The sequence below is a fragment of the Kushneria avicenniae genome (assembly GCF_900112585.1).
In the GTDB taxonomy this organism is placed as follows: Bacteria; Pseudomonadota; Gammaproteobacteria; order Pseudomonadales; family Halomonadaceae; genus Kushneria; species Kushneria avicenniae.
This window is the reverse complement of the sequence record NZ_FOLY01000008.1, coordinates 24,806-51,184: the sequence shown is the minus strand read 5'-3', so window position 1 is coordinate 51,184 and position 26,379 is coordinate 24,806. Positions and strand designations below refer to the sequence as shown.

Below are 26,379 nucleotides of genomic sequence, written 5' to 3'. Positions count from 1 at the left end.
GGAGATGAACACCTTCGAACGCGCGCTGAGCCATCAGCTGGAACAACAGAGGTCAACCGGCCATTATCGGCAGCGCCGCAGCCAGAGTGATGCCGGCGTGCATACCCGGATCGACGGCCGGGCCATGCTGACCTTCTGCAGCAACGATTATCTGGGGCTTGCCACGCACCCGCGCGTGGTCGAGGCCATGTGCGAAGGCGCGCGCCGTTATGGCACCGGCGGCGGCGCCTCGCATCTGGTCAACGGTCATCAGCAGATTCACGACCGGCTTGAGGCGCGCCTGGCGCAGTGGACCGGCCATGAACGCGCCCTTCTGTTTTCCAGCGGCTACAAGGCCAATCTGGGCGTGATCTCGGCGCTGATGCCGCGCAGCGGCCATGTCATTCATGACCGGCTCAATCACGCCTCGCTGCTGGATGGCACCCGCCTGTCAGGTGCCCGGCTTCACCGCTTCGATCACGCCAGCTTCTCATCCGCAGAGCAGATACTGGCAAGGCTGGCGCCGGCATCGGATCGCCTGCTGGTCAGCGATGGGGTCTTCAGCATGGATGGCGACTGCGCCGATGTTGACGCGCTGGCCGCGCTGGCCCGTCGCCATGAGGTGCCGCTGATGATCGATGATGCCCACGGCCTTGGGGTGCTCGGTACCCACGGCGCCGGCACGCTGGAGGCACAGAACGTGGCCCCCGCCGAGGTGCCCATTCTGGTCGGCACGCTGGGCAAGGCGCTCGGCACCCAGGGCGCCTTTGTGGCCGGCAGCCACACCCTGATCGAGACCCTGATCCAGTTTGCGCGGCCGTTCATCTACACCACCAGTCTCTCGCCGGCGCTGACTGCGGCCACGCTGGCGTCGCTGGATATCGTGCAGACCGAGCCCGAGCGGCGTGCCCACCTGCACCATCTGATCCGGCGCTTTCGACGCGAGCTGAGCACGCTGGCGTTGCCCGGTATCACGCTGATGCCCTCCGAAACACCCATTCAGCCGCTGCTGATCGGCGACGAGCACAAAGCAATGGCGCTGTCGGCGCGTCTGCGCGACGAAGGCGTTCTGTGCACCGCCATCCGGCCGCCCACAGTGCCGCCCGGCACCTCCCGACTGCGCGTTACCCTCTCGGCGGCGCATACCGAGACGGACCTGGATCAGCTATTGTCAGCTCTTGAACACGGCTGCCGAGCACTGACCCCATGAGCATTACACCTTCGCCGACCCTGATACTGCTGCCGGGCTGGGCCATCGCACCCTCGGCCATGGCGCCGCTGGCGTCAGCACTGGAAGCGCAGCTGCCGGGCTGGACAATCAGCACGATCCCCCTGCCGTTGCTGGAAGACGACCACCCGGAGACCTGGCTCGATGAACTCGACAGCCAGCTGCCCGATCACGCCTGGCTGGCCGGCTGGTCACTGGGCGGCATGCTGGCCATGGCGCTGTCAGCGCGGCGCGGCAAGCGCTGTCCCGGCGTGATCACCCTGGGCAGCAATGCCAGCTTCATCACCCGCGATGACTGGGGCTGCGCCCTGCCGATCGCCACCTTGGTGGCCTTTCGAAACCGGTGGTCAAAATCACCGGAAGCGACCTTTTCCCGCTTTGCCGCGCTGGCCGCCCGGGGGAGTGCCAACACCGGTCACATGGCACGTCATATCGAACAACACTCGCTCCCCTTGAACCTTGAACATGCCCTGGCCGGACTGTCGATGCTTCAACAGATGGACCTGCGGACGCTGTTGCCCCAACACCGGAACCCCGGGCTGCATCTGTTTGCTGAATACGATGCGATGGTGCCAGCCAGTGCCTGTGCCGCGGTTGCCGAACTCTTGTCTGCCGGTAGCGAGACCCACACGATGGCGGATACCGGCCATGCCTTTCCGCTGGAACATCCCGAGCGCTGCGCCGACATCATGGCAGCCTTTATCCGGCGACATGATGGAGACCAGGCGGATGAACGCTGACGTGGCACCGGCCCTGAAACACCGCATTGCGGAGAATTTTTCAAGGGCCGCCCGCCATTACGACACCCATGCCGGCCTCCAGCGCGAGGTGGCCGATGCCCTGCTCGGCGCGCTCCCGCTCGACAGTGCCCTTCCCAATCGGGCCCTGACCCGGCTGGCGGATATCGGCTGCGGTACCGGCCATGTCACCGCGGGGTTGCGTGCACGCTATCCCAATGCCCGAATCACTGGGATAGATCCGGCGCCCGGCATGCTGCAGGAGGCTACCCGCCGGCGTGGCCATGACCGACTGACCTGGCAGTCCGGCGAGGCCGAGCAGATGCCCTTTGCCGATCACAGCCTGGATATGGTGGTGTCCAGTCTGGCCATTCAGTGGTGTGCTTCGCCGGCAGGATTTCTGCAGGAAGCCGCGCGCGCGCTGCGCCCCGGGGGGTGGCTGGCCTTTACCACCCTGCTCGATGGCACGCTGGGCGAGCTGAAACACGCCTTTGCCACACTGGATGAAGCCCCGCGGGTCAACACCTTCCTGACGCCCCCGGCGCTTGTGAATCATCTGCACGCCAGCCCGCTGACGGGCCATCACCTGAGCTGCGCCGATCATCTGGCCTTTCATGACAGCGCCGCCGAGAGCCTGCAGGCCCTGAAGGCCGTGGGCGCGGCCACGCTGGAACGGCCGTCCTGCCGGGGCCTGATGAGCCGTCAGCGCTGGGCGTGCCTGACCCGATCACTGGAGCGCTTTCGAACCCCGAACGGGCTGCCCACGACCTACCGGGTGGCCTTTATCGTGACACGCAAGCCCGCTGCCCCTGTTCCATGACCTGCTGATACCCCGACATGACCCCCAACGCCTTTTTCGTGACCGGTACCGACACCGATGCCGGCAAGACCCTGATCGCCTCGAGCCTGCTGCACCTGGCCCGCCGTCGGGGGCTGACCACCGCCGCGGGCAAGCCGGTGGCCTCTGGCAGCGTGCTGACGCCGGACGGGCTGCGCAATGACGATGCCCTGGCACTACAGGCGCAGTGTGCGCCGGCCCTGAGCTACGACACGGTCAATCCGCTGGCGTTCGAACCAGCCATCGCGCCTCATATCGCCGCACTCGAAGCCGGAACCGAGCTGTCGCTGGCCGGGCTGCTCGCCCCCATGCAGACCCTGCTGAAGCAGCAGGCCGACCTGACCCTGATCGAGGGGGCCGGCGGCTGGCGCGTGCCCATCAACGAGACGGCCTCGCTCTCCGATCTGGCCGTGGCACTGGACCTGCCGGTGATTCTGGTGGTGGGCGTACGCCTGGGCGCCATCAATCACGCCCGCCTGACCCTGGAGGCCATCGAGCGTGACGGTCTGCGTGTGGCCGGCTGGGTGGCCAACGTCGTCGACGACCGGACTTCCCGACTGACGGCCAATCTGGCCACGCTCGATCACTGGCTGAGCCAGCGCGCCGGCATTCCCTGTCTGGGAAGCGTGTCTCATCTGGCCGACCCGACCCCGGAACGGGTCGGCCACTGTCTTGATCTCGACCCCCTACTGGAGCCTCATGAACGATAACGCCACATGGATGCAGCGCGATCTGGCCAGTCTCTGGCATCCCTGCACGCAGATGAAGGACCATGAAACCCTGCCGGTGACCCCCATCCGTTCGGGCAAGGGGGTATGGCTCGAGGACTTCGAAGGCAAGCGCTGTCTGGATGCCATCAGCTCCTGGTGGGTCAATATCCTCGGCCACGCCAACGAGCGCATCAATGATCGGATCAAGACCCAGCTGGACACGCTCGAACACGTCATTTTGTCCGGTTTTACCCATCAGCCGGTGATCGAGCTCTCCGAGCGACTGGGTCGGCTGGCCCCCGCCGGGCTGGGGCACTGCTTCTATGCCGACAACGGCTCCTCGGCGATCGAGATCGCGCTCAAGATGAGCTACCACTACTGGCACAACCGCGGCCGCCCGGAAAAGCGACGCTTTCTGACCATCACCAACGGCTATCACGGCGAAACGCTGGGCGCGCTGTCGGTGGGCGATGTCGCCATCTTTACCGACACCTACCGCTCGCTGCTGCTGGATGTCATCAAGGTGCCGGCACCGGACGGATTCGGCCTGCCGCGCGATCAATGGATCGACCAGGCCCGCGCCGCCTTTGCCCACATGGAAGCGGCGCTCGAGCGTCATGGCGATGAGCTGGCCGCCGTCATCGTCGAGCCGCTGATCCAGTGTGCCGGCGGCATGCGCATGTATCCGCCGGAGTATCTGAGCTGGCTGCGCGAGGCCTGCGACCGTCACAACGTCCAGCTGATTTTCGATGAGATCGCGGTCGGCTTCGGGCGCACCGGCACGATGTTCGCCTGCGAGCAGGCCGGCGTGCGCCCGGACTATCTGTGCCTGTCCAAGGCAATTACCGGCGGTTATCTGCCCCTGTCGGTGGTGATGACCACCGATGATATCTACGCCGCCTTCTATGACGACTATTCAACGCTTAGAGCGTTTCTCCATTCACACAGTTACACCGGCAATCCGCTGGCCTGCGCCGCCGCCCTGGCCACGCTCGATATTCTGGAAGAGGACGACGTGATCGCGGCCAATCGGGAGAGGGCGGCGCGCATCGAACAGGTCACCGCGCCGCTGCGCGACCATCCGCATGTGGGCGATGTGCGCCAGACCGGCATGGTGGTCGCCATCGAAATGGTGAAGGACAAGGCGACGCTCGAGCCCTACGACTTTCGCGAGCGCCGCGGGCTCAAGGTCTTTCAGCACGCCATGTCTCGCGGCGCCATGCTGCGCCCGCTGGGCAATGTCATCTACTGGATGCCGCCCTATGTGATCACACCGGAAGAGATCGACTTTCTCGGCGAGGTCACCCGCGAAGGGCTGGAAGTGGCCACCGGACAGTAGCCTTTCCGACACCATGCCCGGGATCGACAGTCGCCCCCGGGCTCACTGCGCTCGAAACACGGGCCATTACTCCTGCATGTTGCAGCGTCTATTCGTCGACAAATCCTTCCAGTACCTGGCCATCCAGTGAATCCATGGGAAGCCTGAGCAACCGCGCGAACGTTGCGCCGACGCTGTCCATGCGCGGTAGCGCATCCATACCGAGCCGATCGCCATGGCGCACGCCGGCGCCATGAAAGAAAGCGATGCCCTGGTTGGAAGCGAATGCCGTGCGGGCAGTAGGCACCTGAGGGCCGTGGTTGGCACCGGGAGAAGTCACCGGCGCGACGGTATCGCCGCGGACGTTGCTGCCCCAGACGAAGCCCTGGGCGTAGGCGAAGAGCACATCGCCCATCGCCTCACCCCAGTAGCCGAGCGGTGCGGCGTCGTCACGCTTCACCGCCAGCGCGACGACGTTGCGTTCACCGCCAGCAGTGTCGACATACCAGGTGGTCAGCGCCTTGAGGATGCGGGTCTTCACAGCCTCAATCTCGCGCTCGGGTACGAGATTGCGGTTGACGAAAATCTCCAGCCCGCCGCGCTCGTCCTTGAGAAACGCCGGGCTCCGGCCCGGGTCCGGGCGCCCTGCGTCATCGAGTATGCACAGGTTGAACTCGGCCAACCGCCTGTGGATATCGCAAAGATGGCTGTTGGGGACATCGCCATGGTCGGAAGCGAGCACGAAGGTGGTGTCGTCGTCGCAGCCGGCGAGCGCGCGACCTACCGCCTCATCGAGCAGGCGATATGAACGGCGGATAACGTCGAGATAGCGCTCGTGGTGTTCGCAGTCATAAAAGCGCGATTCGGGATCGCACTGGGCAAGGCTCGTATGGTGTGTTTCGTCGTTCAGTCGAAAGACGGTGGCAAAAAGCGAGAAGCCTTCGTCGTTGAGCAGCGTCAGGGCGCTGTCGACCAGCCACTCGAGCTGGTAGCGCCCCTCCTCGAAGCTGGTCTCGAAGTAACGGCTGCTCGGATCGGCGGAGACAGCCCACTTGGACACAAAGGAACCGTGGCGCGCGATCAGTCGGCGCGTCAATCCCGGTCGACCGCTGCCCCCGGCCGGCGCGGTGACCTGCGACTGCAGCAGATCGATATCACCGGTGGCAGGGTCGAACGCCAGCAGCTTGAAGCGTACAGCCGCCGGCTTGCCCTCCAGCGCGTGATCGTCTTCCAGCGCCAGCCACTCGCTCCACTCCCCGACGCCGAGCCTCATCTCGGTGCCGGCCACTTCAACGCGAAGACGTTCGCCCTCGGGGTGCAATATGACCGTCACCGGCGCGACGCGATGTGCGGGAATATGGGCCACAAAACTCTCACCGGCACGCTCGATGGCGTAGCGGTTGTGCTTCTGATGATGGGCGAGCGTACCGGTCGGCGGCCAGCCCAGCGCTTCGTCAGGCTCCTCCACCTGCCAGCTGTCCAGGCGGGTCGTGTGCAGACACGCCGGCGCCAGCTCCATCGGTGCTGGCCCCTTGTCGCTCCAGAACGGCGCGAGGCAGAGATCGCGCTCATCGGCGGGCGTCAGGCTTTCGGGAAAATGCACCAGCGCGGCGCGCTTGCCGGCATCCCGCATCAGCTCGAGCAGATGACGCGTACCGTGCGGTGGGTGGCGCTGGCCGACCCAGCTGGTGCCGGGGGCCTGACCGGTCAGCAGCGTCACGAAGTTGGTATCCCCCCAGGTGGAGATATAGGGCAGAAGGCGCGTCGAGCCACCTTCATCACGCAGCCGCTGGATATTCGGCAGTACACCCTCGGCGCAGAAGCGTTCGACGAGCTCCGGGATCAGCCCGTCAACGCCCAGTAGCAGGATTTTCCTCGATTCGTTCATAGCGGTCTCTGGTGGCTGCGGCGCATCGTTCATGCGATGCGATAGCGGTCGATGACCGACCGATCAATCTCGATACCCAGTCCCGGCCCTTCCGGCACCGCGACAAGGCCCTCGGCGTCGAGACCAAATTCACCGCCGATCAGCTCCTGCCGGAAGGGATGCGCGGACTGATCGTATTCAAGCATGGGGTCATCGGGTGTCAGCGACAGCGGCTGAGGGGCCAGGGTGGCGATCAGCTGTACCGCCGCGGCCAGGCCAATGCCGGTGCCCCAGACATGCGGCATTACCGGCACGTGCCATGCCTGGGCGAGCGAGGCGATCCTGCGGCATTCGGTGAGTCCACCGGCGGCACCGATGTCGGGCTGAATCACATCGAGGGCGCCGTCGCTGATCCAGTCTCGATAACCAAACCGGGTGTATTCGTTTTCGCCGGCGGCAATCCAGGTTGTCGATAGCCCTTTGAGCTCGCGGTAGCCATGGCGGTTCTCCGGGCTCAGCGGCTCCTCGAACAGATGCACGCGCGTCTCTTCAAGCTCCATCAGGATGCGCCGCGCTGCCGGGACGCTGTAGGCGCAGTTGGCATCCATCATCAGCGCAATGTCGTCACCGACCGCCTCACGCACCGCACGCATGTCGCGGATATCCGCCTCGATGCCGAAGCCGGTCTTGATCTTCATCGCGCGGTAGCCGTTGGACTGGTGACGCAATGCCTCCTCGACGACCTCGTCGGGATAAACCCCGTCCTGGCGGCGATAGAAACCGGTCGCGTAGGGGCGAATGCGCCCACGAAACGCACCGCCCATCAGCCGATGCACGGGCTGACCGAGGGCCTTGCCGGCAAGATCCCACAGCGCGACATCGATCGCGGCGATGCCAAACAGCGCCACACCCTGCTGGCCGTAGGGACGGGTGTGGTTATACATCGCCTCCCACAGCACCTCGCGGTCGAAGATCGAACGACCGATCACCAGCGGCTTGAGCGCATGCTCGACCATGGCCTGAGCAACCTGAGGTGGCTGCAGGCCGTGATTGACGCACTCGCCCCAGCCTGTCAGGCCATCGTCAGTGGTGATCTCTACCAGCATGGCGGTGCGCTGATGCACCCAGCCCTGGGAGAACGCAAACGGCTCGGCCAGCGGCGCGGCGAGAACGTGGGTCTTGAGATCGGTCACGCGAGTCATGAAGGGCTCTCTCTTTATTGGCAGTCTCTGCGGACTTTGAAGTGGCAGTCTCTGCGGACCTTGAAATGGCAGTCTCTACGGACCTTGAAGCCTCGACGGATATCCAGACATCTTCGGATCACGCGGCCGGCGTCCCGGCCGCGGCACGGTCCTTGCGCCACTGGCTGAATCCGGACCAGAGCGTACCGGCGATGAACAGCGCAATCAGGACGAAAAGCACGCTGGCGATGGTGCTGTGAGTGAAAAAGGCGCTGAAATCGCCGCGCGAGATCAAAAGCCCGCGGCGCAGCGAGCTTTCGAGCTCGGGGCCGAGCACCATGCCGATCACCAGCGGCGCCAGCGGGTAGCCGCCGCGACGCAGCACATAGGCGAGCAGACCGGTAACGGCGGCAACGATGAGATCCAGCGGATTGCCGCGCACCGAGACCGCACCGATGAAGCTGAACATCACGATGCCGCCCATCACGAAGCCCTGCGGTAGCTTGAAGAGATAGCGGAACAGGCCGATCGAGGGCTTGCTGAGAATCAGCATCGCCACGTTGACGATGATCAGCACCACGAAGAGCGCGTAAACCGTCTGTGCCTGATCCGCCATCAGCCGCACCCCCGGCGTGATGCCGTGAATCACCATTGCGCCCATCATCATCGCCGTGACCACGTCCCCGGGGATGCCGAGCGCCAGGGTGGGAATGAACGAGCTGCCGGTGACGGCATTGTTGGAGGACTCCGAGGCGATGAGGCCGTCCGGCTCGCCCTTGCCGAGATGCTGGCGTCTGGGCGAGAGTTTCTGCGCCGAGGCATAGCTGATGAAGGCCGCCGCCGCTGCACCGGTACCCGGCAGCGCGCCGATAAAACCGCCAATGAAGGAGCCGCGCAGCAGCTCGACCATGCGCCGGCCGATGTCGCGCAGGCCGGGAAACGTGAGCCGTGCCTCGGGGATGCGCGCCGCCTCGTCGTCACGGCTTGCAAAGCGGACGAAGATCTCCGAGAGCGCGAACGCCCCGACTACCACCGGAATCAGCGTCAGCCCCGAGCTCAACGCATACTGACCGAACGTGAAGCGATCCGCCCCGGTGATCGGGTCGCTGCCCACCATCGAGAACAGAAACCCCATCATGCCGCAGAGGATGCCCTTGAGGGTGCTGCCCCGGGAGACGCCGACGATGCAGAGCATGGCCAGACAGACCAGCGCGAACACCTCGATGGAACCGAAGTTGACCGCGAACTTCGCCAGCTGCGGCGCCCCGACGATCAGCATCACGCATGACAGCACGCCGCCGAAGAACGAGGCGAAAGTGGCCCAGCCCAGCGCTTCACCGACCCGCCCCTGCTGGGTCATCGGATAGCCGTCGAAGGTGGTCGCCGCCGCCTGAGGCGTGCCCGGGGTATTGATCAGAATCGCGGTGATCGAACCGCCGTAGACGGAGCCGCAGTAGACCCCGATCAGCAGCGCCATGCTGGTGATGACGTCCATGCCGAAGGTAAACGGCAAAAAGATGGTCAGCCCGACAACCGAACCGAGCCCGGGCAGGCCGCCGATGATGATGCCCGCCCAAGTGCCGACGACGATGGCGAGCAGTGCCTGCCAGGTGAAGGCATCGGCTGCCGCCGCGAGAACGATATCCATCCTGGTCGCCTCCGAAAGTCAGATCAGACCGCTGGCAAGCAGCGTCGGCAGCCGGATCAGCAGTACATGGTGAAACAAAAACCAGAGCCCGCCGCCGAGAATCAGCGTGCCCAGCACAAGCCACAAAGGCTGGCGAACGCGAAAGAGCCACAGCGTCAGCGCCACCAGGGGCAGTGCCGGAATCAGAAAGCCGAGACTCGCGGTGGCGATGGCCGCGATCAGCACTGCTGCCATCAACAGCGGCAACGGCGAGCGTTGGGCTTTCGCCACCGGCGCGCGACGAATCAGCTCACCGATCAGCACCATCAACGCCGTCGCGCACCAGATCGTGAGCACAAACCGCGGCACCAGCATGGCGTCGTCCGGCCCCTGCCAGGCCGTGATCGACAAGCCCGCACCAACAAGCAGCAGCGCGAAAGCGGTGACAATTCGAGGGTGGAGCAGTGTCGACGTCATACCGACTCCTTCAAACGAGAGAACGAGTGATCTATTCGGTCAGACCGGCGTCCTTGAGCACCTGCTGGTTGACCTCGACGCGGCGCGCAACGAAGTCCTTGAAATCCTCGGGGCCGAGATAGTCGATGCTGACCCCGGACTTGTCAGCGAAGGTCTTGAAGCGGTCCGACTCGACGGTCGCCCTGCAGGCATCGGCGAAGGCATCGGCACGTTCCTGCGAGATACCCTTCGGCGCGACGACGCCCTGCCAGACCGAAAACTCGAGATCCTGCATGCCGAGTTCCTTGAACGTCGGCACGTCCTCGTACCCTTCGACCCGCTGTTCAGCAAAGACCGCCAGCGGCTTCAGGTCGTAGTTCTCGAGAATGGTCTCGGTGTCGGCCATGATCTGGATCTCGTTGCCGGCGAGCGCATTCATCGCCGGGCCGGAGCCGCTGTAGGGCACGTGCTGCGCCTGAAGATCGCTCTTGACGGTAAGCGCGGCCATGGCGAGGTGCGGGAGCGTACCCGGGCCGGATGAACCGTAGAGAAATGGATACTCCCGGGATTCCTCGATGAGCTGATCAATGGAATCGATGTCGGAATCCTTCGACACCATCAAAAACATCGGGTTGGAGACCGTGCGGCAGACATAGGTAAAACTTTCCGGCCCATAGGGCAGATCCTTGAGCGAGGGCTGGATCGACAGCGCGCCGGCCGGTTCGTAGCCGATGATGTTGGGATTGCCTTCGCTTTTGGCGACCTCCGCCGTGCCCACCGTGGCACTCGCCCCGGCAACGTTGCGGATCACGGAGGTTACACCGAGCTGCTCGGAAAAAATCGGCTCGAAACTCCGAGCGACGATATCGGTGGCCCCTCCCGCCGCGAAGGGCACCACGAAGTCCAGGTTGTCGGCCGCCGCCGACTGCGTGATGCCGACGAGGGCGGCGGCAACGAGAGAGTGACGTAAAGCGCTCATGGCGGACTCCATTTTCGCAGCGCTACGATTCAGGGCATCATCATCAGCGCAGATGGATCAATGATCAGGTTGTGAAACTTTTTTCGTGGCCAAACCGGATCAATTCAGGTCAAAATCGTAGCGCTACGATTTTGACCTGACAACGGCTGTTTATCGTCCATTCGTCGCAGGGTTTGCCTAAAGGCTTGATGCGTATGGAGAACCATCGCGATAACACCCGTTTTCTCGAACCAATAGACTATCGAGCCAGTAGACTCTCGAACCAATAGACTCTCAAACCTATAGATTCTCGACGCAATAGACGCTCGAACCAGAGTCAAAAGACAACGAGAACGGCGTCATGTTTGTTCCCCTTGAAGGCATGAACGCATGAACGCATGACATATGTCCACAAGCGGCCAGCCATGGCCGACCTCGACGACAGGAGATCAAAGTTTGGCCAAGCGACAGCGACGCGGATCACAGCGGATTACCATGGGCGACGTCGCCCGGCTCGCCGACGTCTCGCCCAGTACGGTATCGCTCTATCTTCGCCGGCCCGACGAAGTTTCTGCACGCCGCGCCGAGCTGATCCAGTCGGCGATCGATCGGCTGGGCTATCTTCCCAACGTCATGGCGGGCGGGCTCGCCTCGTCGACATCGCGAGTGATCGGCGTCATCGTACCCACGATCACGAACTCCTTTTTTTCCGAAACGCTGGAGACGCTGGAGCGCCATTTGCGTGACGCCGGTTATCAGCTTTTGATCGGCAATACTGAGTTTGACGCGACGCGAGAGGAGGAGCTGGTCCGCTCGATTCTGAGCTGGAACCCGGCAGGGCTGGTCCTGACGGGCTTCGGTCACAGCCGTCAGACGCAGAGGCTGCTCTCTCAAAGCGGTATCCCGGTGGTCGAAATGTGGGACTACGGCCAGACAGGACTCGATATGGTGGTGGGGTTTTCACACCATGACTGCGGCCGACTGATCGCGGAGCATCTGCTGGCGCAGGAAAGGCTGCAGACCGCTTTTATCAGCACCAGGTTTCAACGCGACGTACGTGCGCGCGATCGCTATCACGGCTTTCGCAACACCATCGAAGCCGCTGGTGGCACGGTTGTGCTTCGGGAGCTGAGCGGGCGAAGTCACGCCGAAGAGACCGGGCAACTCACCAATGAGCTGCTCAGGGACCATCCCGACACCGCGGCGATCGCCTGCTCCAACGATATGGTCGCGCTCGGCGTGATGTTCGAGTGTCAGCGCCAGAGACTGGAGATTCCCGCCGACATCGCCCTGGCAGGCTTCGGCAACCTGGACTTCACGACCAGTACGGTGCCGCCCCTGACCACCATCGAACCGCCGCGCCACGAGATCGGCCAGCGGACCGCCCGTCTGCTTCTTGACAGCCTGACCCGGCGGATCGATGACGACGAGAGACGACTCGATCTTGGGGTCAGGCTGATCGTCAGACAGAGCACGCAGGATAATGCCTGCGCCCTCCGCGACGACCATGACCGCATGCCCTGATCCGGCAGCACGCTACCAGTGATAGCGCAGCGTGGTCAGCACCGAACGGCCATCGCCGTAAAAGCCGCTGTTGCTGAAGCTATTGACGTAGGTCAGATAGTCCCGATCAAACAGGTTGGTCACGTTGACGGCCAGATCCAGATCACGGGTCAGCTCATAGCGCGCCATGGCATCGACCAGCGTGTAGGAGGCGGCGCGCTCACTGTTGGCGTCATCTATATAGGTATCGCCGACAAAGCGGGTGCCCAGCCCCATGGTCAGATCACCGCGGGTGCTGTTGCCCGGAATCGTGTAGTCGGCCCATACCGAGGCGATGTTGCGTGGTACCAGTATCGGTCGATTGCCTTCGTTACCGCTCAGGCCGTCTTCCTTGATTTCAGGGTCCCAGTACGAATAGGCCGCAGTCATGTTGAGCCGATCCGTCAGGGCCATCTTGCCCTCGAGTTCAAGCCCGCGAACGTTGATTTCACCGACCTGGCGATAAAGGGTCGGCGTCACCTGTTTGGTCACGTTTTCCTGGGTGAGATCAAACGCGGCCAGCGTGAACAGCGCATCGATGTTCTCCGGGCGATATTTCACACCGACTTCGTACTGTTTGCCCTCCTGCGGCTCGGCGCTGCCCACGATAAAGCTGCGGCTTGAAGGCGGTTCAAACGACTCGGAATAGTTGGTGTAAAACGACAGGTTATCCAGCGCCTTCCAGGTCAGACCGGCACGCTTGGTGAAGGCGTAATCACCAAAGCTGTCCGTTTCGGTATCCGTCATGACCTCGTCATAGCGCCCGCCCAGCGTCACGATCCAGCGATCATCGAAGGTCAGCTCTTCCTGCAGGTAGGTGCCCCGCGACAGCTGTTTCTGGTGAAAGTCAGAGGGCGCACCGAGCGTGACGCAGGCATCGCCGCAGTAGCGCGGGTTATCGGGATCAATCCCGCCCGCCGTTCCGAAGCGGGAGCGTTCGTCGACCTCGTCATTGTTGTAGTCAAACCCCACCAGGGTACGGGTCTTGACGCCCTCAAACTCGTGATCAAACTGGAGCTGATTGTCGATGGCATAACTGGTCCCGCTCGCCCGCTACCACAAATGCGTCGCGCCCATCACGCGGATCAGGGTTGCTCAGATAGACATGGCGGTAATCCATGTCGAGATGGGTGTAGCGGGCGTTCTGGCGAAAGGTCAGACCGTTCTGGAATTCGTGCTCGAAGAGATAGCCGACATTGCGCTCGAAGCGATCCATATCGTTGTAATCGGGCTCACCGAGAAAGGTCTCCGGATCGATATTTGAGCCCATCGGGATGGCGTGTGAAGTGTTACCCCGTCGCTTGTTGTAATCGGCCAGAAACGTCAGCGACGTGGCATCATCGGGTTTCCAGGTCAGGGCCGGTGCAAAATAGAAGCGATCATCACGGGTTTCGTCAGCAGTGAGTTCGGCATCCTGCCATTTGGTCGTGATGCGATAGGTCCACTCGCCGGCCTGATCGATCGGGCCGCCAAAATCGGCGCCGGTCTCGGTATGATCATCGCCCAGCGTGGTGTAGACCTCGCCAAAATCGTAATCGAGCGGGCGCTTGGTGATCGCATTGACCATGCCACCCGGCGCATTGAGACCAAAGAGCGTCGAGGTCGAGCCCTTGAGCACGTCGATGCGCTGCAATCCGTAGGGTTCAAGCTTGCCACCGGTGAAATTGACCGTGCGACGGTTCAGCCCATCGCGATAGGTACCCGATGAGGTACTGTCGAAGCCGCGAATCATGAAAAAGTCATAGCGATCATCGCCGCCGTACTGATCTACCGCCACACCGGCGGTGTAGCCGATCGCCTGCTCCAGGTCCTTCACGTTGCGCGTGCGCATCTCCTCTTCGGTCACCGTCGACACGGTATTGGAGAGATCCAGCACATCGGTGTCGGTTTTTGAGCCGGTCAGGGTGCGCTGGGCCACGATCGAGCTGTCGGGACCGGCGGCACTGTCGGCAATGGCATTGGCCTCGACGGTGACGGTCTCCAGCGTCTCGGGCGCCGGGGCCGCCTGAAGCGGCAGCGCCGTGGTCAGCAGCATGGCCGAGGACACCATCATGACCGGCAGATGGCGGTGGCGTTTCGAGCAGACATGCGAAAAAAGCGGAAACGCGTTGAACACGCCTTCCGGACGATGTGTGGTGTCGTTCATGGTTCCCTTGTCGGCGCATTTAGCGCCCTTGTTATGAAGGCCAGAGGCGGGATGCAGTCTGAAAAGCACCGCTACAAAAGTCAATAAAAATAATTATCATTTAGATTCAATATCTGCTAACAAACGTGATGACTTCACGAGGGCCATGACATGTCACGACTTCTGCTGCTGAGCAGCGCCATGGCCGGTGATGGCGGCTATCTGGCGTATGCTCGCCCGCTGATCAAGGATTTTTTGAGCGCTCATCCCGTGAGAATCAGGCAGGCACTGTTTGTCCCGCATGCCAGCGTCAGTCGCTCCTTTGATACCTATCTGGTCAACGTGCGCGCAGCACTCGATCTCAAAGAGATATCCCTTGAAAGCCTTCATGACAGCGACGATCCCGAAGGGGCGATACGCAGCGCCGAGGCGCTGATGGTCGGCGGTGGCAACACCTTCGCGCTGGTCAGTCGTCTTTATGAAAAGGGACTGATCGACGTGATTCGCGAGCGCGTACGTGATGGCATGGCCTATATCGGCTGGAGCGCCGGCGCCAACATCGCCGCTCCGACCCTGTGCACCACCAACGACATGCCGATTGTCGAGCCTCCGAGCTTTCGCACTTTCGATCTGGTGCCCTTTCAGATCAACCCGCATTTCATCGCCGCCAAGAGTGCCGGTCATCACGGCGAAAGCCGGGAAGAGCGTCTGTCGGAGTATCTGGCCCTCAACCCCGACAGCCGGGTGGTCGCCCTGCCGGAAGGCACTGCCCTGCGCCGGGAAGGTGACAGGCTTGAGCTACTCGGTGAACAGGACGCCTGGCTTTTGGCCGCTCAGAGCACACAGGCGCTATCAGCGGGACAGCCCTGCAATGGGCTGCTCGGATCGAATGACACTGGATACGACCCAAAAGCGCCGTGAATCCTTTGACGGTGTGCCCTGCGGGTGGCTTATGCGCCCGGCTCATCTTCCCAGTAGGCAGGCATATCATCATGGTGGCCCATCAGGCGAACGCGCTGGCTGTCAGCACCATCGGCGCGTGCCATGAACTTGCCCGAGTCGGGATACTCGATGATATCTGCCGTTGCCCTGCTGGAAATGACCAGATAATGGAGCGATTGATCGCCGGTGTTGATCAGCTGATGGGCCGTTTAAGCACCTCCAGCGGGGGCACCAAGTACATCCCCCACCGTGACCCGATAACGCATCTCGCCAAACCGGTAGTCACCCTCCCCCTGCAGAATGACAAAAATTTCATCTTCCACGTGGTGATTATGGAACGGACAGCTCGACTTCCCCGATGGTACCTCATTGTAGGTAATGCCCAATGCCGTCAGGCCGAGCAGCGCGCCAAACCTGAGGTCCGATCCCCCGAAAAAATCACCCTGTTGCCAAGCGTGCGTCGTCAACCGTGACAGACTCATGACTGGATTCATGACAGATATCTCCAAAAACTCGGTGGTTCAATATACTCGGGTCAACCTGATCACCTTGCCCGAACGCCGGCAAGGTGCCATCGTCATGCCATGAGCGGCGCGATGCGGCCGCATTCCTGAAGATGACGGAGAGTCTGCAGTGTTTATTGCCATGAACCGGTTTCGGGTCAATCCCGAGCGAGTGGAAGAGTTCGAGAAGCTCTGGCTGGAGCGTGAAACCCATCTGCAGGGCCTGCCCGGGTTCGTCGAGTTTCATATGCTGCGCGGCCCCGCCGAGGAGGACCACGTGCTCTACGCCTCGCACACCATCTGGCGTTCGCGCGCGGATTTCGAGGCCTGGACCCACTCCGAGGCTTTCCGCGCCGCGCATGCCAATGCCGGTCAGAGTCGCCGCGAGGGGCTCTATCTGGGGCCGCCGAAGTTCGAGGGCTTTGAGGTCATCCAGACCATCAGCGAGACCGATCACGCCTGATGACGCGATAGCCTGATGGCGCACTGCGGAGCATTGCCATGAACGAGCACGTGGACAGACGGCCGCTGGCCCTGGTGACCGGCGCCAACGCGGGTCTGGGGTATGAAACCGCCCGCACTCTGATGTATCAGAACTATCGGGTCATCCTGGCCGCCCGCAACCCGGAAAAGGGCGAGGCCGCGGTCGAGACGCTGCGGGCCGAATCGCCCAAGGCTGATGTGTCCCTTGAGCTGCTGGATCTTGATCGGCTGACCTCGGTGCGCGAGTTTGCCCGCCGCGTACAGGCGCGTGAACCGTCGCTGGACCTTTTGATCAACAATGCCGGCGTCATGGCCCTGCCCGAGCGCGAGCTGACCGAGGAGGGGTTCGAGCGTCAGTTCGGCGTCAACTATCTGGGCCATTTCCTGCTGACCAGCCTGCTGCTGCCCCAGCTCATGCACGCCGCGGCGCCGCGGGTGATACAGCTTTCAAGCCTTGCGCACCGGGGCGGTCGCATCGATTTCGACGATCTGCAGGCCAGCCGCCACTACGACCCGTGGCGCGCCTATCGCCAGTCGAAGCTGGCCATGCTGATGTTCAGCCAGACCCTGCAGCGTCACAGCAATCAGGAGCTCTGGGGGCTGGACAGTCTGGCCGCGCACCCGGGGCTGTCGCGCACGGCGCTGTTTGATCACGGCGTGAGAAGCCGCCCGCTGGTAGGCACACTCTTTCGACTGGCGATGCCGCTTTTGAGCCAGAACGCCACCGAGGGCGCGCGCCCCACGATTCACGCCGCCACCGCCAGCGATATCCGCCCGGGCGACTATTTCGGCCCGGATGGCATGGGCGAGACGCGCGGCGCCCCCAAACGGGCACGAATGTCAGGGGCCGCCCGCGACCCGGCGCAGGGCGAGCGGCTCTGGCAGGTCTCCTGTGAGCTGACCGGCGCCGACTGGTCTACCGAAGGCTGATGCAACGGCCTCAAGAAGGCGCCCACCCGGGTACTTTCATCACTGTGCCATTGCTGTCCTGACCTTAAAGATGGTTTCCCGGCGCTCACGAGTTTGCGTAGGATGGAGATTCCCCGGTCACGAGAGCTGCCATGCGTCATCTCCTGATTCTTGCCGCCGGCCTGGCGGTCTGTCTGAATGCCTCCTTTCTTCATGCCTCGGAAACCACTCAGCGTGCCATGGCGCAGCAAAAGGCACAGGTGCTGGAGCAACGCGCCTCCAACGAGGGGGGCGTGCAGCCACCACCGCCCGACGTTCGCCTGACCCGCGACGGGACCCGCGCCATCGACCCGCGCGGCCAGGCACCGCTCAACGACGCCGTGAGCTGCCTGGCCCGCTCCATCTACTGGGAAGCCAAGGGCACCAACGCGCGTGAAATGGAAGCCGTGGCCAACGTGATCATGAACCGCCTGGGCAGCGATGGCTTTCCCACCACCCTGTGCGGCGTGGTGCAGGAAGGCTCGGAGACCGGCAGCTGTCAGTTCTCCTGGTGGTGCGACGGCCGTCCTGACGAGGCCAATGAGCTCAAGGAGTACGCTACCGCCCGCGAAATCGCCCGGCAGGCGCTCAATGGCAGCCTGATCGATCGCACCCACGGGGCGCTGTTTTTCCATCATCGCGGCATCACGCCGAGCTGGGCATCAAGCTTTGTGCAGACGGCACAGACCCACGAGTTCCGCTTCTATCGACCGCCGGGCTGATCGCGGCTGGCGCAAGGGCGCTCAGCCGCTACGCTAAAGGGCCGGACACTACTTCTGCACCCGGGTGGAGCAGCCTCGATGGGCAAGAATCTTGTGGTGTGCTGCGATGGCACCAATCAGCAGTTCGGCCGCGTCAATACCAACGTGGTCCACCTGTTTCGCTCGATCGTGCGCCACAGCGATCAGCAAAAAGCCTTCTACAGCCCGGGCGTGGCCACCTTTGCAGCCTCCTTTTTCGGGCTCGGCGTGGGGAAGACGCTGGGACGCGTGCTGGGAACCGCCTTTGGCTACGGCATCCAGCAGAACATGGAGGATGCCTACCGTTTTCTGATGAGCGAATACGAGCCCGGCGATCGGGTCTTTCTGTTTGGCTTCAGCCGCGGGGCCTTCACAGCGCGCTCGCTGGCCTCGATGATCGACCGCTGCGGCATTCTCTACCCGCATCATGACAACATGGTCCACGAGATCACCCGGCGCTTTCTGCGCGGCGATGACGCCACCTCCCTGAAAACGTTTCGCGAGACCTTCGCCCGCCCCTGCAGGCCATGGCTGGTGGGCGTGTGGGATACCGTCGGCGCACTGGGATGTCTGATCTCGCTGCGCAGATTCCACAACCGTCGCCTGAGTCCGGGCGTGCGTCACGCCTTTCACGCCCTGGCGCTGGATGAAAAGCGTCGCCCCTTCTCGCCGACGCCCTGGGATGAGCGCAAGGCCGGCGACGAGCAGCACATCGAGCAGCGCTGGTTCGCCGGCAGCCACGGCGATGTGGGCGGCATGTACCGCGAGCGCGGGCTGGCCGACATCACCCTGCACTGGATGCTTGAGCGCGCCAGCGAGCACGGACTGCTGCTGCAGGACGACCCGCTGTCCCGAATCAGCGGCGATGCCTCAGGCATGCTGCACCAGAAGGCCTCGGGGCCGTGGCGGCTTCTGGGCACCCGACGACGCCACTATCCGCCGGGTGCCCTGCTCGATGAGAGCGTGCAGCGTCGCATCGAGCAGGTCGAGGGCTACCAGCCGGCCGCCCGGGAAAAGGCGCGCGACTGACAGCGGTGCTTCCCGGCGCATCGCCCCCTCCGCTCTCCATCAGATATCTCGTCTCATCAGATATCTCACCCCATCAAACAACTCGCCCCTTCAGACATTGTGAATAAATGAGCGCGCTCCCTGGTGTCATCGCCAACGGCCTGGACCACCGGGCCCGGCGGTGAACACGCTCCTGGCACTCGCCTGATGGCCCGGTCATGCCCTGAAAAGGGCGAAGACTGCATCAAACCGTTTTCAGGCTGAAGCTCCCCCTGTTTCCGCCCGCATGCGCACTTCTGCCAGGGCCGTGACGGCCCCCGGGCGTCTAGCGTTCGAAGGCTGTCGGAATATCACTGATGTCCGACGGGCCTGTCGCTGTCAACACGTCGCTGTAAAACACAATAATCATCGGGAGCGTCATTGTTCATGCGTGTCATCGGTCGCCTGTTCACCCACATTGCCGTGCGTTATCTGCCCGACGCCTTTGTCTTTCTGTTTTTTCTCACATTGGTGGTACTGGGGTTGGGTATCGCCTGGGATGACACCCATTCGCCGCGCCGGGTGCTCGACTACTGGGGCACCGGCTTTTTCAGCATTTATGAATTCACCTGCCAGATCATTCTGGTGCTGGTCAGCGGCTATGCGCTGGCCCATACCCGTCCGGTGCGGCGTGCGCTGATCAAACTGACCCGTCTACCGCGTACCGAGGTGCAGGTGATCGTGGCCACCACGCTGATCGCCATGCTCTGCAGCTGGATCTCCTGGGGGTTCGGGCTGGTGGCCGGCGGGCTGGTGGCACGCGAGATGGGCATCGTCCATCGCGGGCGCGTGCACTATCCGCTGGTCGTGGCGGCGGCCTATTCGGGTTTTATCGTCTGGCACGGCGGCTACGGCGGCTCGATCCCTACCGTCATCGCCAATCCGGGGCATTTCCTGGAGGCCGAGATGGGCATCATCCCGGTGTCGCAGACGGTCTTTTCGATCGGCAATCTGGCCATTCTGGCGGCGATGGTGCTGGTGGTGCCGGCGGTGCTGGTGTCGATGCGTCCGCGCCGCGATGAAGCCCGCGTGAATCTGCCGGAGAGCGAGCAAAGCGATGATGCCCCGGCCGCCCCGATGCCGGACAAAACCCGCATGACGCCGGCCCAGCGACTGGAGTATTCGCGCCTGATTCCGCTGACGCTGGGCACCATCGCCCTGCTGTGGCTGATGGATCATTTCGTGACCGGCGGCGGGGTCAACATCAACACCGTCATCCTGGGCTTTTTCGCCCTGGGGCTGATGTTTTCCCGCCACGTGCGCGAATACATCGCCTTTTGTACCGGCGGGTCGCGCACGGCCTACGGCATCATCATGCAGTTCCCCTTCTACGCCGCCATGATGGGCGTGATCGGGGGCACCGGCATGGCTGCCGACATCGGCAGCGCACTGGTATCGATCGCCAGCAGCGAAACGCTGGCGTTCTATTCGTTTTTAAGCGCCGGACTGATCAATTTTTTCATCCCGGCCGGGGGCGGTCAGTGGATCATGCAGGGGCCGATCGTAATCGACGCGGCTCAACAGCTCGACGCCAGTATGGCAAGCGTGGCCATGGCGGTGGCCTGGGGAGATGCCTGGACCAACATGGTCCAGCCCTTCTGGACCCTGCCGCTGCTGGCGATTGCGGGGCTGCAGATTCGCGACATCATGGGCTATACCTCGGTCATCATGCTGGTCACGGGGGTCGTGCTGGGCCTGGCCATGTTCCTGATCTGATCGCGCCGCGCGTCTCCCGAGCGAACGACCACGAGCGTTTGTAGTCAGACCCGGGGAGAGTCGCGGGAGGCGACAATACGGTCAACAGGGAGGTGACATGCGCTCGGCAGCGGGTAGAAGGGGCGTCATGCTGATGGCGGGGGCACTGCTGGGTCTGTCATGCGCGGCCGCCATGGCCGAACCGTCCGCGGTGCCGGCCCGGGTGGACGAGACGGCAGCGCTTGCGGTAGCCGCCGGCGACGGCGCCCCGGTCGTCTCGGTGGACAAGGGCCGGCTGCGTGGCGAACAGGGTCAGGGCTTTTCAGTCTATCGCGGCATTCCCTTTGCCGCACCGCCGGTGGGCGACAACCGCTGGCGACCGCCGCAGCCGGTGACGCCATGGCAGGGCATTCGTCCGGCCACGCGCTTTGGCCGCGACTGCATGCAAAAGCCGCTGTCCAGCAGCGCTTCGCCCGGTGATGAACGCCCCGATGAGGATTGTCTCTATCTCAACGTGTGGCAGCCCGACGGCGCGCGCGACCAGGCTTTCAAAAGCGATGACGTGGTCAAAAACGACAGCGCCGCCGACAGGGAGGGCACCGGAGCCGACAAGGGCCGACCGGTGGTGGTCTGGCTCTATGGGGGCGCCTACGTCAACGGTGGTGCCTCTTCGCCAGCCTATGATGGCGAGAGCTTCGCCCGCGACGGCGTGATCTATGTCAGCTTCAACTACCGGCTGGGGCGCTTCGGCTTTTTCTCCCATCCGGCCCTGGCCGGTGACGCCGGCGACGGGCCGCAGGGCAACTACGCCGTCATGGACCAGATCCGGGCGCTTGAGTGGGTCAGAAACAACATCGAGCGCTTTGGAGGCGATCCGAACCAGGTCACCGTGGTCGGCGAATCCGCCGGCGGCAACTCGATTCTCAACCTGATGGCAAGCCCGGCCACCGAAGGCCTCTTTCAGCGCGCCGTGGTCATGTCCGGCGGCGGTCGCGGGCTGCGCGCCGTGCGCCATGACCTGCACGAGGACCAGCCCGACAATCCGTCCGCCGATACCTTCGGCGAGCGCTTTGCCAGCCGCCACGGCATCGAGGGCAACGACGCCCGGACGCTCGAGGCGCTGCGCGCGCTACCGGCCGAGGCGGTGACCGGCGATCTCAACATGAGCATGATGTACACCCCCAACCGCGAGCGAGAGACCTACGCCGGCGGGCCGATTCGCGACAATCGACTGCTTGTTGATGAGACCCAGAACCGGTTTCAACAGCAAAAGCAGCGCAGGATACCGATGCTGATCGGCTCGACGAATCTCGATCTGGGACGTTTTGATGCGGCCTCCAAGACCGAGCTTTTCGACAGCTTTGGCGACAATGCCGATCGCATGCGTGCGCTCTATGACCCGAGCGGCAGCGTCAATCTGAAAACGCTGGCCAAGGAGATCGGGCGCGATCGCACCATGACTGAACCTGCCCGCTTCATCGCCGACGAGATGCGCGCCGCCGGCCAGCCGGTGTGGCGCTATCGTTTCTCTCATGTGGCGGCCCCGAAGCGGGCCGATTGGTCAGGCGCGCCGCACGCGACCGACATCCCGTACCTGTTTGATCGCCTGGACAGCGCCTACGGCAGCGGTATCGACGACAGCGACCGCACCACGGCCACGGCCTTTCATCGCTACGTGGTCAATTTTGCCCTGACCGGCGACCCCAACGGTGAAGGCCTGCCGCAGTGGCCGCAGCACGACCCGCAGCAGGAACGGATTCTGGACTTCACCCAGAATGACGGGCCGCAGGTGATGCGCGACCCCTGGTGGGAGCGTCTGGACATGATCGAGGGCCGCTGGGTGCGCGCGCCCAACACCGCGCACAGCGATCGTACCTGACGAGCTCACGGCCCAGGTGTGGTCTATCCTGAGCGTTTGAACCAACGCAAACGGGATGGCGCATGCAACGCTGGTTGAAAGGAGTGCTGACACTGGGCCTGCTGGCCACGCCGCTGTGGGCAGGCGCACAGGCCGCCGGGTCCGACGAGTCATCCGTGACCCGGGTGGATATCGAGAGCGGCGCTCTGCGAGGCAGTAGCGCGCCTGGTGTAACGGCCTTCAAGGGCATTCCCTACGCCGCCCCGCCCACCGGTGACAACCGCTGGCGCCCACCGCAGCCGGTACCGCCATGGCAGGGCGTCCGCGAGGCCACTGCCTTCGGCCCGGACTGCATGCAGCAACCGGACCCCAGCGATGCCGCGCCGCTGGGCGTGACGCCCGCCGAGGACTGTCTCTATCTCAACGTCTGGGCGCCCTCGAACGCCATTCCCGATCCGCAGGCAGACCGCGCGCAGACCAACCATCCGGTGCTGGTATGGATTCATGGCGGCGGCTACGTCAACGGCGGCACCTCGGCGCCCGTTTATGACGGCAGCGCCTTCGCCCGCGACGGCGTGATTCTGGTCAGCCTCAACTACCGGCTGGGTCGCTTCGGCTTTTTTGCCCACCCCGCCCTGAGCCACGAGCAGCAGGGACAAACGCCTCCGGGCAACTACGCCATCATGGATCAGCTCGCCGCCCTGGACTGGGTGCAGCGCAACATCAACGCCTTTGGCGGCGATGCCGGCAACGTCACGATCATGGGCGAATCCGCCGGCGGCGCGTCAGTGCTGGATCTGACCGGCACACCGGCCGCGCGCGGACTGTTTGAGCGCGCCGTGGTGATGTCCGGCGGTGGCCGGGCGCTGATGGGACCCATGCCACCGCTTGCCGGTGACACGCCGGCGTCCCCTTCCGCCGAAACCATCGGCAACAACTTCGCACGCCGCCACGGTATTCAGGGACAGGATGATGCGGCGCTGACCGCGCTCCGGCATCTGCCGGCAGAGCAGGTCGTCGATGGTCTCAACATGCAAGCACTCATGTCACCGCAGCAGGGCCCCCGCACCTGGGTCGGCGGCCCGATTCGCGACGGCGAGCTGGTCTCCGGCGAACCCGAGCGCATTTATCGGTCCAGTCTTCAGCAGCACGTGCCGATGCTGATCGGCACCACCGATGCCGATCTGGGGTTCAGCGCTGCTGACAGCATGGATGCACTTTTTGCACCCTTCGGTGAGGATGCCGACCGGGCCCGTGCGCTCTACGACCCCGAAGGCAGTGATGATGTACAGAAGGTGGGGCAGCGCGTGGGGATGGATCGCATGATGACCGAGCCGGCACGCTTTATTGCCGATCAGGTGGCCACCAGCGGCGAGCCGGTGTGGCGCTATCGCTTTTCACACGTGTCGCTGGACGCCCGTGAGCGCTGGCCGGGAGCGGTGCACGCCAGCGAACTGCCTTATCTCTTTCGCACGCTCGATTCGCGCTATGACCGGCTGGATGACAGCGACCGCGCCACGGCCTGGCAGCTGCACCGTTATGTGGTCAACTTCGCCCGAAGCGGCAATCCGAACGGCGGCGGCGCCCCGACCTGGCCGCTGCATACGCCGCTGTCGAATCTGATGATGGACTTCACGCAGGATCAGGGGCCTGTGGCCCGTCAGGACCCCTGGCAGGCGCGGCTGGATCTGATCGAGCGTCACCTGACCCCGGCACTGGATCGCTGATCGCTGCTTGTCTAGACCGTCATGGTGTATGCCCTTCACGACCAAATGTCGTGAAGGGCTACAACCTTGGTAACAAAACGTAAATATAAGCATCAAGAGGGCAACGCTGTCGCCGATAAAGGCGGGGAACACCTTCTGGATTGCCGCCACCATGAAACTGGATCGCTTCTACGCTCAGGCCAACGAACAGGATCACCTGCTACAGGATGAAGATGACCACAAGGCACTTCTGAGCGCGTTGTCCCCCTGTCAGCAGCTCGAACAGAATTACACGAGCATGATCCGACGCGCAGAGCACCTGCGCCTGGCCTGGCGCGACACTCCTGAGCCGCTGCGCGCACTACTCAAGGACAGTGCCATCGGTCGGCTGCTGGAAGACCTTTGATTTTTGTGTTTCCATCCAATGTTGTTTAACAACAAGACACCGGACGTCGCACAAGTCTGCATACACGACAATAGTCTTAAGTGTCATGATTGACTCCCTTCCCTGTCGACCGTTCGTTTCTCGGCGATTCACCCTCAAAAAAGCAGCTTCATGAACAAGGCACTCATCAATACCGCCTGGATAATGGGCGAAAAGGTCATGTTTGCGCTGGCCGGTATTTTTATCACGGTCTACGTGGCCCGCTATCTGGGACCAAACGAATTCGGCCTTATTAGCCTGGCACTGGCCATCGTGGCGCTGATTACGCCGCTGGTAAAGCTGGGCAGTGAAAACGTCATTTTCAATCGACTGGCACGCAATCAGAAAAGTGGCCTGCTGTTGATGGCAGCCTCGACACGTGTCCGATTTATCAATTTTCTGGTGGTTAATTCCCTTATCACGGTAGGGGCGTGGTTTTATTTCGACACCCTTCATAAAATGCTGGTATTCACCATTATCATATGGGGCAGCTATTTTATTACTGTTGAAGTTTACAGCGTCTTTTTTAATGCCACATTGAGCTCGAAATTCAATACGATTGCGCAAAATGGCGCCCTTGGCATTGCCGTCCTTTTAAAATTATTCTTTATCCATATAGGCGCCACTGTTGCCTATTTTGCTGCCGCCAATATCATGCAGTGGCTTATATCGTGGATCATCAAACGCTACTTTTTTAATAAAAGCATAAAATCCGGTTTTCAAAAGGTACAGCGTCACAGCCGTCGTCATGCCAGACACCTGCTGCATGCGGGGCTTCCGCTTGCCATTTCCAGTCTGTCGATTGCGCTCTATACGCGAACTGACCAGGTCATGCTGGGAGCGATGCTGGATGAAACTCACGTTGGCTGGTACAGCGCTGCTCTGACGCTAGCTCAGGGCTGGCTGATGTTCCCCGTTGCTCTGATGACCTCATGGATGGTCGGCGTTAACGAAGCGGCCAGAAGCAATGACGTTACATTTTTTGAAAATCGTATCAAAAACATGTTTCTGGTGGTCTTCTTCATGGCGTTGATACCGGCGCTGATAATGGGTATTTTTCGACATCCCATTATCGCTCTGGTCTATGGCGATGGTTATACGCCGGCAGGTAATATACTGGCCATCACGGCCATTTCTTCGGTTTTTTCCGCCTATGGTACAGCCGCTTATCGGGTCATTACGGTAATAGGTGGCTACGCATTCCTGTTGAAAAAAATGCTGTTTGTCAGTCTTGTCAACGTCATCCTCAACTATATTCTTATTCCTCATTACGGGATGATGGGTGCTGCCTCAGCAACTCTGATCGCTGAAATTCTCTCTGCATTGGTACTTAATGCCCTTTATCAGAGAGGCAGGGTTTTAAGACTTCAGATCACCGCTTTTTTACCCAGAAAAGTATCTGCCTAATGTTGCTCTGATACTTATCGGTTCATTTCGAACCACACGCACTCGCTATACTATTGGCGC

General features: G+C 62.5%; 24 protein-coding genes. 16 read left to right on the top strand and 8 right to left on the bottom strand.

Going from position 1 to position 26,379, the window contains the following annotated elements; translation table 11 throughout:
• The first annotated feature begins 4 nt into the window (after window positions 1-4).
• From bioF to BM079_RS15515, 5 genes are read left to right on the top strand one after another with little or no spacing between them, the layout of a single operon-like run.
• Window positions 5-1,189: an 8-amino-7-oxononanoate synthase gene (gene bioF, locus BM079_RS15535; protein ID WP_090136002.1), complete on the top strand. Its 1,185-nt coding sequence runs from the start codon at window positions 5-7 to the stop codon at window positions 1,187-1,189.
• Entirely contained in the window at window positions 1,186-1,947 is a 762-nt protein-coding gene (locus BM079_RS15530; protein ID WP_090135946.1) for an alpha/beta fold hydrolase, read from the top strand. Before bioF ends, BM079_RS15530 begins: the two co-directional genes overlap by 4 nt.
• On the top strand, window positions 1,937-2,764 hold the full coding sequence (bioC, locus tag BM079_RS15525) for a malonyl-ACP O-methyltransferase BioC (protein WP_175489730.1): 828 nt from the start codon (window positions 1,937-1,939) through the stop codon (window positions 2,762-2,764). The genes BM079_RS15530 and bioC overlap by 11 nt, the downstream gene beginning before the upstream one ends.
• A 17-nt stretch (window positions 2,765-2,781) precedes the next feature.
• Entirely contained in the window at window positions 2,782-3,492 is a 711-nt protein-coding gene (gene bioD / locus BM079_RS15520; RefSeq protein WP_090135942.1) for a dethiobiotin synthase, read from the top strand.
• Window positions 3,482-4,831: an adenosylmethionine--8-amino-7-oxononanoate transaminase gene (locus tag BM079_RS15515; protein WP_090135939.1), complete on the top strand. Its 1,350-nt coding sequence runs from the start codon at window positions 3,482-3,484 to the stop codon at window positions 4,829-4,831. The genes bioD and BM079_RS15515 overlap by 11 nt, the downstream gene beginning before the upstream one ends.
• A gap of 88 nt (window positions 4,832-4,919) precedes the next feature.
• Here BM079_RS15515 and BM079_RS15510 read toward each other — a convergent pair whose 3' ends face one another.
• The 5 genes from BM079_RS15510 to BM079_RS15490 form a co-directional block, all read right to left on the bottom strand.
• Window positions 4,920-6,698 carry an alkaline phosphatase family protein gene (locus tag BM079_RS15510; RefSeq protein WP_175489729.1) on the bottom strand — a complete coding sequence of 593 codons (1,779 nt, stop codon included), beginning with the start codon at window positions 6,696-6,698 and terminating at the stop codon, window positions 4,920-4,922.
• Between the two features lie 29 nt (window positions 6,699-6,727).
• Window positions 6,728-7,879, bottom strand: a complete 1,152-nt coding sequence (locus BM079_RS15505) for a mandelate racemase/muconate lactonizing enzyme family protein (RefSeq protein ID WP_090135936.1) — start codon at window positions 7,877-7,879, stop codon at window positions 6,728-6,730.
• A gap of 118 nt (window positions 7,880-7,997) precedes the next feature.
• Window positions 7,998-9,506 (bottom strand): tripartite tricarboxylate transporter permease, encoded by a 1,509-nt coding sequence (locus tag BM079_RS15500; protein ID WP_090135934.1) that lies wholly within the window; start codon window positions 9,504-9,506, stop codon window positions 7,998-8,000.
• Window positions 9,507-9,524: 18 nt separating this feature from the next.
• Entirely contained in the window at window positions 9,525-9,962 is a 438-nt protein-coding gene (locus BM079_RS15495) for a tripartite tricarboxylate transporter TctB family protein (RefSeq protein WP_090135932.1), read from the bottom strand.
• A gap of 31 nt (window positions 9,963-9,993) precedes the next feature.
• Window positions 9,994-10,920 (bottom strand): Bug family tripartite tricarboxylate transporter substrate binding protein, encoded by a 927-nt coding sequence (locus BM079_RS15490; RefSeq protein ID WP_175489728.1) that lies wholly within the window; start codon window positions 10,918-10,920, stop codon window positions 9,994-9,996.
• A gap of 435 nt (window positions 10,921-11,355) precedes the next feature.
• On the opposite strand from BM079_RS15490, the gene BM079_RS15485 reads away from it, so the two are divergent.
• Entirely contained in the window at window positions 11,356-12,423 is a 1,068-nt protein-coding gene (locus BM079_RS15485) for a LacI family DNA-binding transcriptional regulator (protein ID WP_175489727.1), read from the top strand.
• Window positions 12,424-12,435: 12 nt separating this feature from the next.
• On the opposite strand, the gene BM079_RS15480 is transcribed toward BM079_RS15485, so the two are convergent.
• Complete coding sequence (locus BM079_RS15480; RefSeq protein WP_090135927.1) at window positions 12,436-13,470, bottom strand: TonB-dependent siderophore receptor; 1,035 nt, start codon at window positions 13,468-13,470, stop codon at window positions 12,436-12,438.
• Window positions 13,448-14,587, bottom strand: coding sequence for a TonB-dependent siderophore receptor (locus BM079_RS15475; RefSeq protein ID WP_090135924.1), 1,140 nt, complete (start codon window positions 14,585-14,587; stop codon window positions 13,448-13,450). The genes BM079_RS15480 and BM079_RS15475 overlap by 23 nt, the downstream gene beginning before the upstream one ends.
• Window positions 14,588-14,737: 150 nt before the next feature.
• Between BM079_RS15475 and pepE the strand changes: the two genes are divergently transcribed.
• Entirely contained in the window at window positions 14,738-15,487 is a 750-nt protein-coding gene (pepE, locus tag BM079_RS15470) for a dipeptidase PepE (protein ID WP_090135922.1), read from the top strand.
• Between the two features lie 230 nt (window positions 15,488-15,717).
• Here the strand turns inward: pepE and BM079_RS17020 are convergent, their stop codons facing one another.
• Complete coding sequence (locus BM079_RS17020) at window positions 15,718-15,990, bottom strand: cupin domain-containing protein (protein ID WP_407656184.1); 273 nt, start codon at window positions 15,988-15,990, stop codon at window positions 15,718-15,720.
• Window positions 15,991-16,141: 151 nt separating this feature from the next.
• Between BM079_RS17020 and BM079_RS15460 the strand changes: the two genes are divergently transcribed.
• The 9 genes from BM079_RS15460 (at window position 16,142) to BM079_RS15420 (ending at window position 26,319) form a co-directional block, all read left to right on the top strand.
• Window positions 16,142-16,474 carry an antibiotic biosynthesis monooxygenase family protein gene (locus BM079_RS15460; protein ID WP_090135920.1) on the top strand — a complete coding sequence of 111 codons (333 nt, stop codon included), beginning with the start codon at window positions 16,142-16,144 and terminating at the stop codon, window positions 16,472-16,474.
• Window positions 16,475-16,512: 38 nt separating this feature from the next.
• Window positions 16,513-17,424 carry an oxidoreductase gene (locus BM079_RS15455; protein ID WP_090135918.1) on the top strand — a complete coding sequence of 304 codons (912 nt, stop codon included), beginning with the start codon at window positions 16,513-16,515 and terminating at the stop codon, window positions 17,422-17,424.
• Between the two features lie 131 nt (window positions 17,425-17,555).
• Window positions 17,556-18,164 (top strand): cell wall hydrolase, encoded by a 609-nt coding sequence (locus BM079_RS15450; protein ID WP_090135916.1) that lies wholly within the window; start codon window positions 17,556-17,558, stop codon window positions 18,162-18,164.
• A 78-nt stretch (window positions 18,165-18,242) separates the two neighbouring features.
• Window positions 18,243-19,211, top strand: a complete 969-nt coding sequence (locus BM079_RS15445; protein ID WP_090135914.1) for a DUF2235 domain-containing protein — start codon at window positions 18,243-18,245, stop codon at window positions 19,209-19,211.
• Between the two features lie 405 nt (window positions 19,212-19,616).
• On the top strand, window positions 19,617-20,945 hold the full coding sequence (locus BM079_RS15440) for a short-chain fatty acid transporter (protein ID WP_139215325.1): 1,329 nt from the start codon (window positions 19,617-19,619) through the stop codon (window positions 20,943-20,945).
• Window positions 20,946-21,042: 97 nt separating this feature from the next.
• Window positions 21,043-22,803, top strand: a complete 1,761-nt coding sequence (locus tag BM079_RS15435) for a carboxylesterase/lipase family protein (RefSeq protein ID WP_090135909.1) — start codon at window positions 21,043-21,045, stop codon at window positions 22,801-22,803.
• Between the two features lie 62 nt (window positions 22,804-22,865).
• Window positions 22,866-24,509 carry a carboxylesterase/lipase family protein gene (locus tag BM079_RS15430; RefSeq protein ID WP_090135907.1) on the top strand — a complete coding sequence of 548 codons (1,644 nt, stop codon included), beginning with the start codon at window positions 22,866-22,868 and terminating at the stop codon, window positions 24,507-24,509.
• Between the two features lie 151 nt (window positions 24,510-24,660).
• Window positions 24,661-24,894, top strand: a complete 234-nt coding sequence (locus BM079_RS15425) for a hypothetical protein (protein WP_090135905.1) — start codon at window positions 24,661-24,663, stop codon at window positions 24,892-24,894.
• A gap of 150 nt (window positions 24,895-25,044) precedes the next feature.
• The gene (locus BM079_RS15420; protein WP_090135903.1) at window positions 25,045-26,319 is read left to right on the top strand and encodes a flippase; all 1,275 of its coding nucleotides are present in this window, start codon (window positions 25,045-25,047) and stop codon (window positions 26,317-26,319) included.
• Window positions 26,320-26,379 lie beyond the last annotated feature (60 nt).

What these genes read in the sequence shown, in the direction of transcription:
- bioF (WP_090136002.1), top strand. Translation starts at nt 5, where the DNA reads ATGAACACCTTCGAACGCGCGCTGAGCCATCAGCTGGAACAACAGAGG.
- BM079_RS15530 (WP_090135946.1), top strand. Translation starts at nt 1,186, where the DNA reads ATGAGCATTACACCTTCGCCGACCCTGATACTGCTGCCGGGCTGGGCC.
- bioC (WP_175489730.1), top strand. Translation starts at nt 1,937, where the DNA reads ATGAACGCTGACGTGGCACCGGCCCTGAAACACCGCATTGCGGAGAAT.
- bioD (WP_090135942.1), top strand. Translation starts at nt 2,782, where the DNA reads ATGACCCCCAACGCCTTTTTCGTGACCGGTACCGACACCGATGCCGGC.
- BM079_RS15515 (WP_090135939.1), top strand. Translation starts at nt 3,482, where the DNA reads ATGAACGATAACGCCACATGGATGCAGCGCGATCTGGCCAGTCTCTGG.
- BM079_RS15510 (WP_175489729.1), bottom strand. Translation starts at nt 6,698, where the DNA reads ATGAACGAATCGAGGAAAATCCTGCTACTGGGCGTTGACGGGCTGATC.
- BM079_RS15505 (WP_090135936.1), bottom strand. Translation starts at nt 7,879, where the DNA reads ATGACTCGCGTGACCGATCTCAAGACCCACGTTCTCGCCGCGCCGCTG.
- BM079_RS15500 (WP_090135934.1), bottom strand. Translation starts at nt 9,506, where the DNA reads ATGGATATCGTTCTCGCGGCGGCAGCCGATGCCTTCACCTGGCAGGCA.
- BM079_RS15495 (WP_090135932.1), bottom strand. Translation starts at nt 9,962, where the DNA reads ATGACGTCGACACTGCTCCACCCTCGAATTGTCACCGCTTTCGCGCTG.
- BM079_RS15490 (WP_175489728.1), bottom strand. Translation starts at nt 10,920, where the DNA reads ATGAGCGCTTTACGTCACTCTCTCGTTGCCGCCGCCCTCGTCGGCATC.
- BM079_RS15475 (WP_090135924.1), bottom strand. Translation starts at nt 14,587, where the DNA reads ATGAACGACACCACACATCGTCCGGAAGGCGTGTTCAACGCGTTTCCG.
- pepE (WP_090135922.1), top strand. Translation starts at nt 14,738, where the DNA reads ATGTCACGACTTCTGCTGCTGAGCAGCGCCATGGCCGGTGATGGCGGC.
- BM079_RS17020 (WP_407656184.1), bottom strand. Translation starts at nt 15,990, where the DNA reads ATGAGTCTGTCACGGTTGACGACGCACGCTTGGCAACAGGGTGATTTT.
- BM079_RS15455 (WP_090135918.1), top strand. Translation starts at nt 16,513, where the DNA reads ATGAACGAGCACGTGGACAGACGGCCGCTGGCCCTGGTGACCGGCGCC.
- BM079_RS15450 (WP_090135916.1), top strand. Translation starts at nt 17,556, where the DNA reads ATGCGTCATCTCCTGATTCTTGCCGCCGGCCTGGCGGTCTGTCTGAAT.
- BM079_RS15445 (WP_090135914.1), top strand. Translation starts at nt 18,243, where the DNA reads ATGGGCAAGAATCTTGTGGTGTGCTGCGATGGCACCAATCAGCAGTTC.
- BM079_RS15440 (WP_139215325.1), top strand. Translation starts at nt 19,617, where the DNA reads ATGCGTGTCATCGGTCGCCTGTTCACCCACATTGCCGTGCGTTATCTG.
- BM079_RS15435 (WP_090135909.1), top strand. Translation starts at nt 21,043, where the DNA reads ATGCGCTCGGCAGCGGGTAGAAGGGGCGTCATGCTGATGGCGGGGGCA.
- BM079_RS15430 (WP_090135907.1), top strand. Translation starts at nt 22,866, where the DNA reads ATGCAACGCTGGTTGAAAGGAGTGCTGACACTGGGCCTGCTGGCCACG.
- BM079_RS15425 (WP_090135905.1), top strand. Translation starts at nt 24,661, where the DNA reads ATGAAACTGGATCGCTTCTACGCTCAGGCCAACGAACAGGATCACCTG.
- BM079_RS15420 (WP_090135903.1), top strand. Translation starts at nt 25,045, where the DNA reads ATGAACAAGGCACTCATCAATACCGCCTGGATAATGGGCGAAAAGGTC.